This window comes from Corynebacterium anserum (assembly GCF_014262665.1).
Classification (GTDB): domain Bacteria; phylum Actinomycetota; class Actinomycetes; order Mycobacteriales; family Mycobacteriaceae; genus Corynebacterium; species Corynebacterium anserum.
In genome coordinates this window covers 2,177,420-2,193,138 of sequence record NZ_CP046883.1, presented here as the reverse complement: position 1 = coordinate 2,193,138, position 15,719 = coordinate 2,177,420, and the positions used below count along the sequence as shown (strand labels likewise).

The following is a 15,719-nucleotide window of genomic DNA, read 5'->3' as shown; positions in this document are numbered from 1 at the left end:
TCCCAGTTCACCTGGAGTGGTGGGCTCGTGACGCGGGTCAAATTTTCATTGATTATCGTTATTAATTTGTTGTAGTCGGTCCTCTATGTCCCTCAAGATCTAAGGGCTTGGGGCGGGAAGTGCGCCGCTGGGCGCGACGGCCGCCCTTCCTTCCGGTGCGGCGATCCCACAGTATTTTTCCTGCTACGCCGATGCCACCGACGAGGATGAGCAGACCGATGGCAGAACCCCACGTCAGACCTGGGGCGGATTGCACGCGCAATTCCACGGGATTGCTGATGGTTTCCCCGGACGGTGCGGCGAGCCATAGCGTGAGGTCGGTGGTGTCTGCGCCATTACTCGTCCCTTCGATAGAGGTATTCAGCGACAGGGTGATGGATCCCTTTGCGGGAATGGTCTGCGCCTCGTTAGGCAATTCCAGGTCAATTTTCGAGGCATTTTCCGTAGTGTGCCCCACAGTTGCTGTTACAGGTAGCGGTAGACCATTGCGGGCCACGACGAGGAGCGGCGAGCTGTTCGATGTGCGCGTGAACACATTGCCTGGGGGCAGAAGCGACACGCTGCGGCGCAATGTAGACACCACGCTATCCACAGCGGTGCTGCGTTGGCGTATATCGTCACGAACTTCGCGCCACGCACCGCGCTCACGTAGACGATAGTCGGTTGTGGCGCGTACGAGGTCATCGTAAAGCGGTCGAGTGAACGTTTCCCGTGTCAGAGCGATTTTTGCTTCATTGCGCATTGTCAGGGTCAGATCTCGCAGATAGGAGGCGTGATTCCTGACCAGATCAATCTGTGCCTGCGATTGTTCACCGGGATCGGTATAGGGGATGGTGGTGCGGCCTTTACCCGCGGTTCCGGAAATGACATCGCCGAGAGGGGTTGCCACGGCTCGCCCGGAGGTGAGGTTATCCGCAATAGTGCGAAGGAACTCCTGTGCTTCTGATTGCCCAATGGTCCATAGTGCAGGCGGAATTGCGAGGACGGGCTCTGAGGCGTTGATTTCTTCATTGATGACAGCAGTGGCGTCGAGCATCCTAGCCGTGGGGCTGTCCTTCTCCACGTTATAACGCTGTGCAGGGTTGGAATACGCGGCGACCTCAGGATGCGCTCCGGTGGCGCGCAGAGCAGTCCCCACATTGCCCGAGTAGGTGACGGCTCTGGCAGTGTGCTTAGTGTTTTGTTCCTGCGGGATGGTGGAACTGATATCGACGATCGGCGATGCTACAGGATTCTGAGAGGTCTCTACACTGGCGCCTTGAGAGGTGTCGTCAGTTTCCGGGGAGCTATCGGAGCTGTTGCCAGTGGAGTTCGGGGCGTTGTCGTCGGGAGTGGAATGTTGAGAATCAGCCGGGGTTTCGGTGATGACGGTGTTGTCTGCGACGATTGCTGTGACATCCGCTCGTTGAGGCATGACCGGTGCCCCTTGTTGAATGGCTTCAAAGCGTTTACTGAGGTCAGTGTTGATACCTTGGGTCGCGGCGGAGGCCAAGAGGCGCACGGCTTCTGGGGCGACATAACCGGAATCGGGAATCACGATGTTTTGCATTGGCCATACACCAAGCACCTCGTTGATGATGCGAGGTCCCTGCGCAAAAGCATGAATGGCCAGCCAATCTTGCTCTACGTTCACGAGCGTGTTGATATCGGCCCCGGCATACGGCAGGGACACGGTGCATCCCTCAGTGACTAGTGCGCGTAGGTCATCGATCCATTTCTTCGCCGCCTCAGAGCCGGTTCCATCTGTAGAGTTCACCCGGTTGCTACCGAAGAGATCCCCCCACGAGTCCCGTAGACGTTTCTGTTCCTCCACTGGGCTTGGGCGCTGTTGCCCTACTTGGTAGCCGTTAGCCATGCGGCTCACTGTGTCAAGTAGCTCGGGGTCGATAGCTAAGCAGCTCGCCTTCCGAATGGCGTCGCCTCCGGGGCCGTTTACTGCGTCATGGTAGGTGTCGAGAAGCATGCGTAGGCGGCCGCCTTCGCTGAGCTCGCCGGCGAGGTCGTCGTCGTGTAGGTACAGTGTCGCGCGTTTGGGGGCTTCGCCGGTTCCGCCGCCGAGAAGATGAGTTTCCGCAGCCAGCGGCCAGATGAACGTCAATTCGGAAGCGCGAGTGTTTTCCTTCTTCTCCGACGCCACGCTCAATGTCGTACGTGCCACCGCCGCCAACTGCTGAACAGGCTGAGGCTGCTCGGCTGATTGCACATCTGCAGTGAGGGCAAACATGACTGGATGACTTCCGAGGGTGAACAATTCAGGTATGGTCACACTGCCATCCGCACTGTGTGCCGTACCCGCAGCATTCTGGTTTTTCCTGATCAGAATGGTGAATTCGCGGATGTCGTTAGCGGGAATGTCGCCGCTTAAGTTCATGGATGGGCTACCGGCGGGATATTCACCATGGTTCGCTAGCTGCGCGGTGCGTACCGCAGAGGCAGAGCCCGCCGGTGGCTGGTACATCACACGCAGCGACAAGCTGCTGATCGGATGTGGAGTGGAGTTGCGGACGCTCAGAGTGGCTGTGGTGCTGTCACTGGTGGCGTCGAGAGAAGAAAGGCTCAGCTCCACACCCAGATTCGGATCTGTGCTGCGAGCCTGGACGTTTTCCCAGATCTCGCGACCAGATTCAGACTCCGGATCATTCGCAGTGAAATCTGCAGGGGGATGTGTTGCTTGGGCGAATATTCCCTGGGCGTGAGCAGAGGCAGCGACCCCGCTGAATTCCGTGGGATCCACCGCGGATACCGTTACCAGTGCAGCGGCGGTCAGCGCCGCGGCCAGTGCACGGCGTGGTGCGCGAGCGGGGCGGGCTGAACGAATCACCGAGTACCTCATATATGGAAGACCTTAGCGGGGAGTCTTACGACCAGCTTCTGCTTCGGCGCGGGCAAAATCTGGAAGTTGTTTCACGGCCTGGCGAGCCAGCCGCCGCTCATCGGCATAGGCTAGGCGTTCTACCAATTCTGTCACCGGTAGCCAGATCACCTCAGTGACCTCTGGATCTTCGTCATTGAGATTCCCATCCTTGAAACGCAACATGTAATGGTGCACAGTTTTATGGATGCGGACACCTTCGGAGACAAACCAATAGTCGATCGTGCCAAGATCAGCGATCACGGTACCGGCAACACCAGTTTCCTCCCATACTTCCCGTTCTGCCGTAGAACGGTGGGACTCGTTGGGCTCCACATGGCCTTTGGGCATGGACCACAGGAGCCGACCACGGCGATCCAGACGGCCGATCAGAGCCACATATATACGGGATAAGTCCACCTTGCCGTCTTGCCCCACGGACTCGGCGAGGCCAGAGATAATGAGACCACCCGCAGAAGTTTCCACGGAGATCGGCAGCTCAGAATGTTCCTCGTTGAATTGCTCGATATTGCGCGTGGAATTGTGGTGATAGTGATTGCTGGTCGAGCGGCGGTTGTGCCGGCCATTATGACGCACGGAATTGCGGCGAGATCGATTCCTACTGGATGCGCCCTTGGATGTGGAGGAATGCCCGGTATCGGAAGAATCGCCCTTGCCGGAGACTACCGGGATGGTCTGTTTGCCGCGGTCAGGCTGTTTACCACGGTCAGGCTTTTTGTGTCGATCAGCCTGCTTGCCGCGGTCGCGCTGTGTAGTCTTCGTTCGATCGCGTTGCGTATTGCGGGCACCATCATTGGAACGGCGACGCCTGCGACGGCGCGGACCGTCAGCTCGGGTCTCGTTCTCACTCATCCCTTCCAAGAATAGTCGTCTGCCGGTACGGTGCGTTAACCGTGCTAGCTAACACGGCAGGCGCCCTTAAGAACATACTTGAGAAGCTGAGCACACCAATGGGTAGAATCACGCCTGTGACTGATCCGTCCCACTCCCCCGCAGCGACACCCGCACCTGCCCCTACGACTCCGGCACCTGAGCCGTCATCATCCTCGGCGCCTGAGTGCTCCTCTTCACTTAAGAAGCAGGTGGCGGGGGCGGCGGCGTCGGCGGAAAAACAAGACACCCACGCCCTGCTTGCCAATGCCTGGCACGGGCTGAAGCAACTCGACAGTTGGTTGATTCCGTTGGCGGAAGCATTCGCCGCTGCAGGTCAGCCGATCTACCTTGTGGGTGGCTCGGTGCGCGATGCACTCTTGGGGCGTCTTACGCACGATCTAGACTTTACGACGCCAGCTCGCCCAGATGAGATCATCGATATCATCACGCCGATGAGCGAGACAGTGTGGGATACGGGTATCCAGTACGGAACGGTGTCCTGCCTGATCAACGGCATGACGCTAGAAATTACAACCTTCCGCACAGATCAGTACGATGGCACAACCCGCAATCCGGAGGTCACGTTTGGAGACACGCTCGACGGCGATCTCATACGCCGAGACTTCCGTGCCAACGCCATGGCTCTGGAGCTGAGCGCCGATGGTGAGCACATGTTCCGCGACCCTCTTAATGGGCTCAATGACCTAGCTGAGGGAATTCTCGACACCCCGGATAGCCCAGACATCAGCTTTAATGACGATCCCCTCCGCATGCTGCGCGCCTGCCGTTTTGTGTCTCAACTGGGGTTTTCTGTGGCGCCGCGGGTCAAAGACGCCATGTGTGACATGGCAGAGCAGATCACCCGCATCACCGTGGAACGCGTGGCGGTTGAACTCAATAAACTCATGCTCGGGCTGGAACCCTGGACAGGCTTGGATCTAATGGTTACCACCGGGCTGGCCGAATATGTTCTGCCGGAACTGCCAGCATTGCGATTGACCCAGGATGAGCACCACCATCACAAAGATGTGTATTGGCATTCTCTCCGCGTACTGCGTAATGCCGTGGAATTGGAACGCGCTCGCGGCATGGAGCCGAGTCTGGAGCTGCGGATGGCGGCACTGCTGCATGACATCGGAAAGCCAGCCACCAGGGCGTTTAATGACGATGGGCGGGTGACTTTCTACCAACATGAAATTGTGGGCGCCAAGCTAACCCGCCACCGGTTGCGTGCGCTGAAGTACAGCAAACAGCACATTCGAGATATTTCGGAGTTGGTGCGCCTCCATATGCGCTTCCATGGGTATGGCCAACGGGCCGGTGCGGGTGCTGACTCTGGGTCTGGTGATACAGGAACGTGGACCGACTCTGCTGTGCGCCGCTATGTCAACGACGCCGGCCATTTGCTGCCCTGGCTCCACCTATTGGTTCGAGCTGACTGCACCACGCGGAATAAAAACAAAGCTCGCCGTCTGCAGCGCACCTACGACGGTTTGGAGCAGCGCATCGCCGAGCTCCAGGAGCAGGAGGAATTGGCTGCTGTGCGTCCAGATCTCGATGGTAATGACATCATGGAGATTCTTGAGATCGCGCCTGGTCGGGACGTTGGTCGCGCATGGAAATATATGAAGGACTTGCGCCTGGACCACGGTCCTATGGAACGTGAGGAAGCCATTGCGGCACTGAAGCAATGGTGGGCGGAACAGCAGTAATTCGCTTGTGGGGGTGGGTGTGTTGGACCGCCGGACGGTATCTATCAGAATCCTCACGTCCTGTGGCCTAAAGTGGTGAAGCATGACTGACACCCCACGTAGCGTTGACGACTCCACCGCGGATGGGAGGGAAGAGTCGGCGCGCCCAATTCACGCAGGCGACGTGCTTTTTATGACTGCGCGTTCTGTGGCTAACCCTGGTTTTGCCGGTGGAGTGCGTTATCACGGTGAGACGGGCACCAGTAGTTATCTTGGCGAGGCCTTCGATGGTGAAGACGGTCAGGGAGGTTTTGGGGGTATCTCTATCAGCGAGGAAGCTGCAGAGGCATTTAGCGAGGTCTTCGGTTCCGAACCAGGTATACTCGCCGAACCGGGGATACCGACAGCGGAGGCCATCTTCGTTCTCACCGTAGAAGCTGAGGGGACCATCATCGGCGTGCGGCTAGGTGTCATGAGTACCAATGCGGTAGCGAACCACCTGCCGGACATGGCGCAGAAATTGACCAAGCCGAAGGTCTTTTTCATCGGCGGGGAAAAGCATCCGATAGTGCTGGGCGTGGGTTATGTGAAGGATCCGATGGACGCCGAACGCGCAGCTCAGGAAGGTGACTCGGCGTTATTCGGCAAGAATCATCAATTCCTCTACGTGCACACTGGGGAATCAGCTCCAAGCCTCGAAGAGCAAATAGCTAGAACGGGCGGAACGTTAAAAGGGCTACGCCTGTTCCACTCCTATGTCACCGCAGAGGTGTCACACATCGAAGAATGGAAGCGCGCAGGCCTGGTTGACCACGAACAGGCGACGTTCGAGGATGTGTTCACGGAGCGGCCGGGTGAGACGTGGCGTCGTATTATGGCGCGGCGCCCGTTCCCGGAGAACCTATTCGTTACTTGGGCTCAGCATCCGGAGCGGAATTGATGTGACGGCGATGCGCTGAGCACCAATCGCCTCGCATTCCAAAGGAACCTCAGCTGCATAGCGCAACCTACGCTGTGGGGCTTCGTCCGGTGAGGCTCCGCCGCGCTACGCTTTACCCATGCCAACACCTGACTTCATCCTGGAATTACGCAAACACATCGGTCATGCCCCGCTATGGGTTCCAGGGGTCACAGCTATCGTTCTCAAAGAGGTCCCCGCAGATGCTCCACTATGGGAAGTCCCCCACGTTCTTTTGGTGCAACGCGCCGACAACGGTGAATGGACTCCCGTTACTGGAATCGTTGATCCAGGCGAGGAACCACATGCGGCCGCGATCCGTGAAGTAGCTGAGGAAACTGGCTTATCCGTGACACACGAAGCCCTCCTCGGGGTGGGTCGCGTTGGTCCAGTGCACTACCCCAACGGTGACGTCACCAATTACGTCGATACGGCAATTCGCTGCAGCCTAGTGGACGGCTCCCCCACTGAGCCGCGTGTTGCGGACGATGAATCCATTGCCGTTCGCTGGTTTCCCATCAGCCAATTGCCTCCCATGAAGCCACGTTTCCGCTTGATCATCGCGGACGCCGCCGCGCAGATGAAACATCCACAAGGTTTTCGCCCGCGAATGGGATACACCAAACGTCACTCAGCTCCACAGTCGTGATGGCTAGCTCCCACAGACCCAATAGGGCTAGTCCCACTGACCCGGTGAGGAATCGGGCAGCGTAGGAGAGAAATCACGCGATCCGGGTAGAGGAATGACGCTGCGGGGGAAGCAAAAGAGCCTCAGGTAGTGAAAATAGTGTGCGCCGAGGGCTTCGGAGTGAGGGCTGAGAAACTGGTGACGGGAAACGTGTGCCTGGGAACCGGTTCCTGCCACGTTCGCGCGTGGGTAGTTCCTACCACGTTCGGGCATGGGTGGCGTCGGCGGAGTACCGCTCCGCATAGCGAGACGCCCGGAAGGAACAAATAATCAGCTGCACCTGGTGGAAAATCATCAAAGGCAGGATCAGCACGCCTAATCCGCCCGCAGAGCCAAACATCACGGCAGCCATCGGCAGGCCTGCAGCGAGAGACTTCTTCGTGCCTGCGAATTGGATCGCCACCTGATCCTGGTAGTTAAAGCCCATCTTCCGAGTGACAATGCTGGTGACGGACAACATGAGCGTTACCAGGACAATCGACCCGATGACCAACCCGACGATGGCAAACCACTGGATGCTGCTCCACGCGCCGGACACCATGCCCTCCGAGAAGGAGACGTACACAACGAGGGCAATCGAGATCTGATCCACCTTCTTGGTGATTGGCGACGCAGCAAAACCGCTCACCCAGCGCCGCAATATCTGGCCAAGTAAGAACGGGAGCAGTAGCTGTACGCCGATGTCGATGAAAGTGGATCCATCAATATGCACACCACCCGATGAGGTCATCAGTAGCAGAACCAACAGAGGAGTCAGTACCACTCCCGCAAGAGAGGAAGCGGACGCAGCCACAATCGAAGCGGCGACATTGCCGCGGGCAATGGATGTGAATGCCACGGAGGACTGAACGGTGGAGGGCACGAGCGTCAGATACAGAATGCCCATGTATAAATCTTCACCGATGACTGATGTCAAAGGCATCAGTGCCAATCCCACGAGCGGGAATAGTACAAACGTGAAACAGAGAATGACCAGGTGTAGCCGCCAGTGCAATAGGCCCTTGAGGGCCTCCTGTGGTGATAGGCGAGCGCCGTAGAGGAAGAACAAAAAGGCGATCGCGAGTTTTACTATCCAGTCCGCAACGTTAGCTGCCTGTCCGCTGACGGGGAAGACGATCCCTAGAATTACCGCGCTAAGAATTGCCCAGATGAGGAAGTCGGGCCGGTAGCTGAGAATTCGTCGCCATAGGCTCGTTGGCTTGTGTGATTGTTGATTTTGCTGCGTGCTCACCCGACTGATCTTATCGGACAAATCGGGTGGCGAACCTCACACCTTGGGGTCGTTTTTATTCGACGCCGACGGTGTGAACGATAACGAGTACTGAACTATCAGCGTTGATCTTGGGTGGCTGCGGCCCGGCGGGCGGCGTCTAGGTCTAGGGCTGGTGTTGATGTGGCGGCTTGGGGAGCGTGTGAGTCTGCGGTGTGTTCAGGAGCTTGGTCAGGTGCGTGGGTTTGTTCGGTTGTATGGCAAGCATCAAACGCAGCACCACCGCCCTCGCAGGAGCCGTTCAAAGTGCAAGAACCACACGCTTGACCGGAAGCACAGGCTTCTGGCGTGACCACATCGGCGTCATGAGCGTGGGATGTCGGGGTGGAAGCTCCAGCGGAACAGCAGGTCGTGGCGGCTTCGGCCTCTTTTTCTGCCTGCGCGTCGATAGTTGCCATCGCGTGACCAGCTAGAGCGGCACCCAAGCCGAGAAGGAAAACAGCGGCGATGACAAGCAACCCTACGATGAGCCACAGCCAGCCTGTTGCTTCCCAGGCGATGGCCGCGGAGGCCATAAGTGCGAGACCAGAACCGGTCCACGCCGGACCTGCGATTTTGTGGGCAGTGATCCAATAATCCTGAGATTTACGGACTTCTGGGATGCGTAAACCAATAACGGGGTTGCCCGGCAGCGTGCCCGTTACGGACATCACGCCGATGATGAGCATTGCCACACCAAGGACACCAACAATGATGCTCAGGATATTCATGCTCACCAGTGTATTACTGCCTTTTCGGAGCACCAACCTGGTTGTCAGTTTTCGGTGATCTATGCAGTTACACGGCTGAACCACCTACCTACTACAATTTTCAAGCATGACTAACCCAGGATCTGGCACTTCACACACCACCTCGGAGCAGCAGATTGCTGCAGACACTAACGAAGGCGCTACCCCGTTTCGTTATACGCCTCAGATGGCGGCGGATATTGAGCGGCGTTGGCAGTCTCATTGGAAGGAAGAGGGCACTTTCCATGCACCTAATCCGACTGGTGATTTATCTGAGCCGGGTTTGCAGCTCCCACGCGAGCGCATGTTTATCCAGGATATGTTCCCTTATCCTTCCGGTGTGGGGCTGCACGTTGGGCACCCACTGGGTTATATCGCTACGGACGTGTTTGCGCGTTTCCACCGTATGAAGGGTGCGAATGTGCTGCATGCTCTGGGGTATGACGCTTTTGGTCTGCCCGCTGAGCAGTATGCCGTGCAGACTGGTACTCATCCTCGTACCACGACAATGGCGAATATCGAGAATATGGAGCGTCAGCTAGGACGTTTGGGGCTGGGTCATGATAAACGCCGCTCCGTGGCGACGACGGATACTGAGTTTTACCGCTGGACTCAGTGGATTTTCTTGCAGATTTACAATTCGTGGTTTGATCCGGAAGCCGATGGGGGCCGAGGCAAAGCGCGTCCTATTGCTGAGCTTGAGCAGAAGCTCGCTGCGGAGCGTGAGGGCTGGACTGAGCTCTCCAAATCCGAGCAGCAGAAGATCATTGACGAGTATCGCTTGGTTTATCGTTCGAACTCCATAGTCAATTGGTGCCCGGGTTTGGGCACTGTGTTGGCTAATGAGGAGGTCACGGCCGATGGCCGTTCGGAACGCGGTAATTTCCCCGTATTCCGAAAGAATCTGCAGCAGTGGATGATGCGCATTACTGCGTATGCTGATCGTCTTATTGACGATCTTGAATATTTGGATTGGCCCGAGAAGGTCAAGTCCATGCAGCGCAATTGGATCGGTCGTTCTCGTGGCGCTGAGGTTGTATTTGATTCCGACGCCACAAATGACCGCATTACGGTCTTCACCACGCGTCCGGACACGCTGTTTGGCGCGACGTACATGGTTCTTGCACCAGAGCATGAGTTAGTGGATTCCTTGGTCTCTGCCGCTTCTGCGGATGCTTACCAGAATGTCGATGAGCGTTGGACATGTGGCCAGAGCAGCCCTGCGGAGGCTGTGGAGGCATATCGTGCGTCAATTGCGGCGAAGTCAGATCTGGAGCGCCAGGAAAATAAGGAAAAAACCGGCGTGTACTTGGGTGTGACGGCCACTAATCCGGTTAATGGCACACAGATACCTATTTTCATTGCTGATTACGTACTGATGAGGTACGGCACTGGTGCCATTATGGCCGTGCCTGCGCATGATGAGCGCGACTTCGAATTCGCGTCAGAATTCGGTCTAGATATTAAGCAGGTGGTTGCGCCTGCTGAGGGTGGGGCTCCGGATGACGCTTTGTCGGAGGCCTTTACCGATGGTGGTGTGGCGGTGAATTCCGCTAATTCAGATGGTTTGGACATCAATGGTATGGGTCTGGAGGAAGCAAAGGCTCGTACAATCGAGTGGCTTGAGGCCAAGGGCGCTGGCCAGGGCAAGATCCAATACAAGTTGCGTGATTGGTTGTTCGCTCGTCAGCGTTACTGGGGCGAGCCGTTCCCTATTGTCTATGACGAAGACGGCGTAGCTTACCCTCTGCCAGAGGAGATGCTTCCCATCGAGCTGCCAGAGGTTGAGGATTACAAGCCGGTGAGCTTTGATCCTTCTGATAAAGACTCTGAGCCTCAGCCACCGTTGGCTAAGGCTGAGGATTGGGTCAATGTTGAGCTAGATCTTGGCGATGGTCTTAAGACTTATCGCCGGGACACCAATGTGATGCCTCAGTGGGCGGGTTCTTCCTGGTATCAGTTGCGCTACATCGATCCGACGAATGATGACGCGCTGGTAGACATCGAAAATGAGCGTTATTGGGTTGGTCCGCGTGAGGATCGTCCATCCGGTGGTGTGGATTTGTATGTTGGCGGCGTAGAGCATGCCGTTTTGCACCTGCTGTACTCCCGCTTCTGGCACAAGGTTCTGTTCGATCTTGGCTATGTGTCCAGTTTCGAGCCTTATCACCGATTGTTTAACCAGGGCTATATCCAGGCGTATGCATACACCGATGCTCGCGGTGTATACGTCCCTGCTGAAGAAGTTGTGGAGCGCGAGGGGGCGTTCTACTGGACTGATGCTGATGGACATGAGCAGGAAGTCTTCCAGGAGTACGGCAAGATGGGTAAGTCTTTAAAGAATGCCGTCAGCCCGGATGAGATCTGTGACAACTTCGGGGCGGATACGCTGCGTGTCTATGAGATGGCGATGGGGCCATTGGATACGTCGCGTCCGTGGGCGACGAAGGACGTCGTGGGTGCTCAGCGTTTTCTGCAGCGTGCTTGGCGTTTGGCGGTCGATGAGGTGACGGGTCACTACGCCGTGACGAATGCAGAATTGAGCGATGATGACCAACGTATGCTCCATCGCACTATTGCCGGAGTTCATGATGATTATTCCGAGTTGCGTGATAACACTGCTGTGGCAAAGCTGATCGGCTATGTGAACTACCTAACCAAGACGTATGCGGACGGAGGTGCTCCTCGCGCGGCCGTTGAGCCACTGGTTTTGATGTTGGCTCCAGTCGCTCCCCATATTGCAGAAGAAATGTGGGCAATCCTTGGAAACGATGGAGGCGTGACGTACAAGCCGTTCCCTACGTGGGAAGATCGCTGGTTGAAGGATGACACTATCGAGCTGCCCGTTCAGGTTATGGGTAAGCTACGTGGCCGCATCACTGTCGCTGCGGACGCCTCCCGTGAGGACATTGAGGCAGCTGCGCTCGCAGAGCCAAACGTTGCCCACCATATTGAAGGAAAGACGGTGGCGAAGATTATTGTCGTCCCAGGCAAGATGGTGAACGTAGTGGCTAAATAGACGGCCATTCGGGTGTGAGTGCGCCGTTCGGGTCAGCTGACGGCGCGGGGCGTGATGCCTACTCCGGTAGTGCGCGAGGCGTGGTTAGTGGCCGATGAGCATCGAACCAGCGGAGATAACCCAGGCCAGTGTGAAGGGCATGATGAACCAAATCACAGCGATCCACGGGCGCCAACGCTGGTGCTTTTTCCATTTCATATAAGCAATCCACGCACCACCGAAGAGACCTCCCAGTGCGAGTAATGGTGGGATGACCATAAACACCACACGGTAAGCGGGGCTGCAGAGAATAGCGCTCGGGTCCGCATCGCAGTAAGGCCCGCCCGTAATGGAGGATGCAATCCAGATCAGGATGGCCGATAGACTTGTCAGCACGATCGTGCCGATGAAAAAGACAATTGCCTGGCGTGTAGAGCGGTTGTTGCGCTCTAAGCGCAGCAATGGATCTATCTCGTAGTCCAGTTCGGTAGGACGGTGTGATGGACGATCTTCACTACCCACCGGACGATAGGCGAATTGCGATGTGTCCGACGTGTGCTCTTCTGGATTACGAAAGTCGCTCATGGTGACTTTGAGACTACCTATCTTTACCAGGAATTACACCGGGCTGATGACAACAGGCACTGGGCTGTGTCGAAGGATTTGATTGGTAGAAGGTCCGATGAATACGCGGTTAAAGTCTCCAAGCACAGAAGACCCCATAACTAGTAAATCGCCCTTCTTCCATTTCATGTCATTGATGGCTCCCGACCAGCCGTAGCCAGCACCGGCCTCTATTTCAACATCGAGCTCAGGGTGGCGGCTCACAGCTCGATCTTTGCCACGATCCAACAGGGCCAGGGCTTGTTCTCGCCACTCCACCATCATGTCGTAATGTTCGGTGAAAGGTACTTCCGTTGGGTACATGGTGGCGCCGCGCGGGCTGAAGGCTACTAGGCGTAGAGGGACGTTCCAACGAGCCGCAAGGTCGGCAGCGTGGCGCAATGCCTGGTGGGATTGCTCCGTATCGACATAAGAGCAGTTCACACGGGTTACACCGCGTTTAGAGAGCTTTGGTTCCCGAGGAGCCAGGCCAAGGGCTACAGGTGAGCAGTGCAGCAGTGCGTCGGCAGTAGAACCAATGCGGAAACGTCCACGTGGAGCGGCTGGGTGAGAGCCCAACAGCATGAGGTCGGCACCGAAGTCTTGTGCGGCTTCGATGAGAACCGACGTTTCAGAGTGATCCGTGGCCACAACAGAAGGCAGCTCAGTGTCGAGCATGGCCTGTGGAACGCCCGCATCACGCAAAGCTTTTTGAGCTGACGCTGCACAGGCGGCGGATTCCTTCTCTAGCCATTTTTCGTAGTCGTCGTGCTCGCGGGAACCAGGTTGCTCAGACCACACGCGAGAGATCACGGTCGCGGTACGCACGATGAGTGGTTGAGTGCGAGAAAGCCAAGCGATGAATTGCGCGGTCTCATTACCGGCGGACTCCGGACGCCACGTCATGAGAACACGTAAAGGACGCAGCTCCCGTTGTGGTGCTGCGGAGAAGTGCCCGTCGGCCTTGTCCTTCTTCTTCGACTTCTTGTCGGAACTATCGCTGCTCACGGTGCGTTCCCCAGTCTTCCGGAAAGTTACTTGTTCTGGCTCTCAGTGTAGCGCTGGAGAATCGTGTCAAACATGGGGGCAAACTCCTCGGATCTCGCCAGCTCCTCTGGAGTTAGGTGCTCGAGCATACGAGCCAGGGCTTCGTTGCGGCTCTGGCCAATCTCAGCAAGTTCTTGTTTGCCCTTATCAGTGAGTTCCACACGCACTCCACGGCGATCAGAAACATCGCGCACGCGGGTGACGAGACCCATGTTCTCAAGCTGATTGATGGCGTTAGATGCTGTCGGCATGCGAATGGCTTCGGCCTGAGCGATCTGACTAATACGCATCGGGCCATTTTCTTCCAGGATGGTCATGATGGACATCTGAGCCTGGCTGATAGAGAAGGCCTCGGCCTGACGGAAATACAGCAGGTATAGGCGTGAAAGTGCGGGGCGCAGCTCAGTTGCGATCTCAAGCGGAGTCTTAGACATGACTCTAAGTTACCTCACCATAGTTGTTTCACTGAATAATTGACCAAGGAAAAACATTTCCTCCTAGGTGATTAACAAATCTACTCTGATGGTCAACAAGTAGATAATTTGCGGAAACCAAATGGTGAGTGTGTCACGACGTACCTAGGGTGCTGGAGGATTACCAGCAGCGGTCAACCCAGAATGTTGCGGCTCACCTGCTGTATTTCCCGGATGTGTGAGGACTGCCATACGGTCTGGGGAAGGTCAGAGGGATGCGTGCGAGGTCGCCCGGAGATTTGAATGAGGTTAGAGGGATGCGTTCTTCGGAACATCTGTCGGAACATTCCGGGGAACGCATGTCTCAGTTGTTTACGCGCCGCGAATGAACTCTTCTAGCTGCGCGCGAGCTACATCGTCTGGCAGTTGTACCGGTGGGGACTTCATGAGGTAGGAAGAGGCAGGGATGATCGGACCGCCGATACCTCGATCTTTGGCTATTTTTGCGGCACGAACTGCGTCGATAATGATGCCCGCAGAATTTGGAGAATCCCATACCTCGAGTTTGTATTCCAGGTTCAGAGGTACTTCACCAAAAGCGGAGCCTTCCAGGCGTACGTAGGCCCATTTGCGATCATCGAGCCATTCCACGTAGTCGGAAGGGCCGATATGGACGTTCCGGTCATGAACCTTGCCAGCCAATGGGCTGGTCTGCAGGTTGGATGTGACAGCCTGGGTCTTGGAGATCTTCTTCGACTCCAGGCGATCGCGGTCAAGCATGTTCTTGAAGTCCATGTTGCCGCCGACATTGAGTTGCATGGTGCGCTCTAGGCGCACGCCACGGTCCTCGAAGAGCTTTGCCAAGACTCTGTGGGTGATGGTTGCGCCGACTTGGGACTTGATATCATCGCCGACGATTGGAACACCGGCGTCCTCAAATTTCTTTGCCCATTCTGGGTCAGAGGCAATGAATACGGGAAGAGCATTGACAAATGCCACGCCTGCATCGATGGCGCATTGTGCGTAGAATTTGTCGGCTTCTTCGGAACCGACTGGCAGGTAGCTGACGAGGACGTCGGCACCGGATTCTTTCAGTGCAGCGACGACATCTACCGGTGGCTCGGAGGATTCCTCGATGCTTTCCTGATAGTGGCGGCCGAGGCCATCGTAGGTGTGTCCGCGTTGAACTTTTACGCCGAGCTCTGGAACATCAGCGATTTTGATGGTGCAGTTGCGGCCGGATTCGGTGGCTTCGGAGACGTCTTTGCCGACCTTGTCTGCGTCGACGTCGAATGCTGCGACGATGCGAACGTCGCCTACCAGGTAGGGTCCAAATTTTGCATGCATGAGGCCTGGGATGTCATCTCCATCTTTGGCATCTGCGTAGTAGGTCAGTCCCTGAATGAGGGAGGTGGCGCAGTTGCCCAGGCCAACGATGGCAAGTTTCACGGTGTTTTCACTCATAAAATCCCAAACTATGCGCGTGTTCGACGATTGTTATAACTGGATGTGCTGTTAATCGATCAAGTGTCTGTAGTGAACCGATCAAGTTTGAGGAACGCGGGCCGGGCGGGTGCC

Annotated in this window: 12 protein-coding genes; 4 read left to right on the top strand and 8 right to left on the bottom strand. The window is 56.5% G+C overall.

The window, feature by feature from the left end; translation table 11 throughout:
• Positions 1 to 61: 61 nt before the first annotated feature.
• Together GP473_RS09280 and GP473_RS09275 are read right to left on the bottom strand one after the other, a co-directional pair.
• On the bottom strand, positions 62 to 2,821 hold the full coding sequence (locus GP473_RS09280; protein ID WP_186276897.1) for a hypothetical protein: 2,760 nt from the start codon (positions 2,819 to 2,821) through the stop codon (positions 62 to 64).
• Between the two features lie 24 nt (positions 2,822 to 2,845).
• Positions 2,846 to 3,724: an NUDIX hydrolase gene (locus tag GP473_RS09275; RefSeq protein WP_185770566.1), complete on the bottom strand. Its 879-nt coding sequence runs from the start codon at positions 3,722 to 3,724 to the stop codon at positions 2,846 to 2,848.
• Positions 3,725 to 3,954: 230 nt separating this feature from the next.
• On the opposite strand from GP473_RS09275, the gene GP473_RS09270 reads away from it, so the two are divergent.
• The 3 genes from GP473_RS09270 (at position 3,955) to GP473_RS09260 (ending at position 7,043) form a co-directional block, all read left to right on the top strand.
• Complete coding sequence (locus GP473_RS09270) at positions 3,955 to 5,457, top strand: CCA tRNA nucleotidyltransferase (RefSeq protein WP_390625324.1); 1,503 nt, start codon at positions 3,955 to 3,957, stop codon at positions 5,455 to 5,457.
• Between the two features lie 82 nt (positions 5,458 to 5,539).
• Entirely contained in the window at positions 5,540 to 6,376 is an 837-nt protein-coding gene (locus tag GP473_RS09265; RefSeq protein WP_185770564.1) for a hypothetical protein, read from the top strand.
• A 118-nt stretch (positions 6,377 to 6,494) separates the two neighbouring features.
• The gene (locus tag GP473_RS09260; RefSeq protein WP_185770563.1) at positions 6,495 to 7,043 is read left to right on the top strand and encodes an NUDIX hydrolase; all 549 of its coding nucleotides are present in this window, start codon (positions 6,495 to 6,497) and stop codon (positions 7,041 to 7,043) included.
• A gap of 235 nt (positions 7,044 to 7,278) precedes the next feature.
• Here GP473_RS09260 and GP473_RS09255 read toward each other — a convergent pair whose 3' ends face one another.
• Together GP473_RS09255 and GP473_RS09250 are read right to left on the bottom strand one after the other, a co-directional pair.
• The gene (locus GP473_RS09255; protein ID WP_390625323.1) at positions 7,279 to 8,322 is read right to left on the bottom strand and encodes a bile acid:sodium symporter family protein; all 1,044 of its coding nucleotides are present in this window, start codon (positions 8,320 to 8,322) and stop codon (positions 7,279 to 7,281) included.
• An 89-nt stretch (positions 8,323 to 8,411) separates the two neighbouring features.
• Entirely contained in the window at positions 8,412 to 9,062 is a 651-nt protein-coding gene (locus GP473_RS09250; protein WP_185770561.1) for an SdpI family protein, read from the bottom strand.
• 106 nt (positions 9,063 to 9,168) lie between these two features.
• Here GP473_RS09250 and leuS point away from each other — a divergent pair, with 106 nt between their 5' ends.
• Positions 9,169 to 12,099 (top strand): leucine--tRNA ligase, encoded by a 2,931-nt coding sequence (gene leuS / locus GP473_RS09245; protein ID WP_186276896.1) that lies wholly within the window; start codon positions 9,169 to 9,171, stop codon positions 12,097 to 12,099.
• Between the two features lie 84 nt (positions 12,100 to 12,183).
• On the opposite strand, the gene GP473_RS09240 is transcribed toward leuS, so the two are convergent.
• From GP473_RS09240 to GP473_RS09225, 4 genes are all read right to left on the bottom strand, one after another.
• A complete protein-coding gene (locus GP473_RS09240) occupies positions 12,184 to 12,663 on the bottom strand; it encodes a hypothetical protein (protein ID WP_246394794.1) in 480 nt (159 codons plus the stop codon).
• Between the two features lie 33 nt (positions 12,664 to 12,696).
• On the bottom strand, positions 12,697 to 13,587 hold the full coding sequence (locus GP473_RS09235) for a universal stress protein (RefSeq protein WP_185770803.1): 891 nt from the start codon (positions 13,585 to 13,587) through the stop codon (positions 12,697 to 12,699).
• 128 nt (positions 13,588 to 13,715) lie between these two features.
• Entirely contained in the window at positions 13,716 to 14,162 is a 447-nt protein-coding gene (locus GP473_RS09230; RefSeq protein ID WP_185770559.1) for a MarR family winged helix-turn-helix transcriptional regulator, read from the bottom strand.
• A gap of 351 nt (positions 14,163 to 14,513) precedes the next feature.
• Positions 14,514 to 15,605, bottom strand: coding sequence for an inositol-3-phosphate synthase (locus tag GP473_RS09225; RefSeq protein ID WP_186276895.1), 1,092 nt, complete (start codon positions 15,603 to 15,605; stop codon positions 14,514 to 14,516).
• Between the last annotated feature and the right edge of the window lie 114 nt (positions 15,606 to 15,719).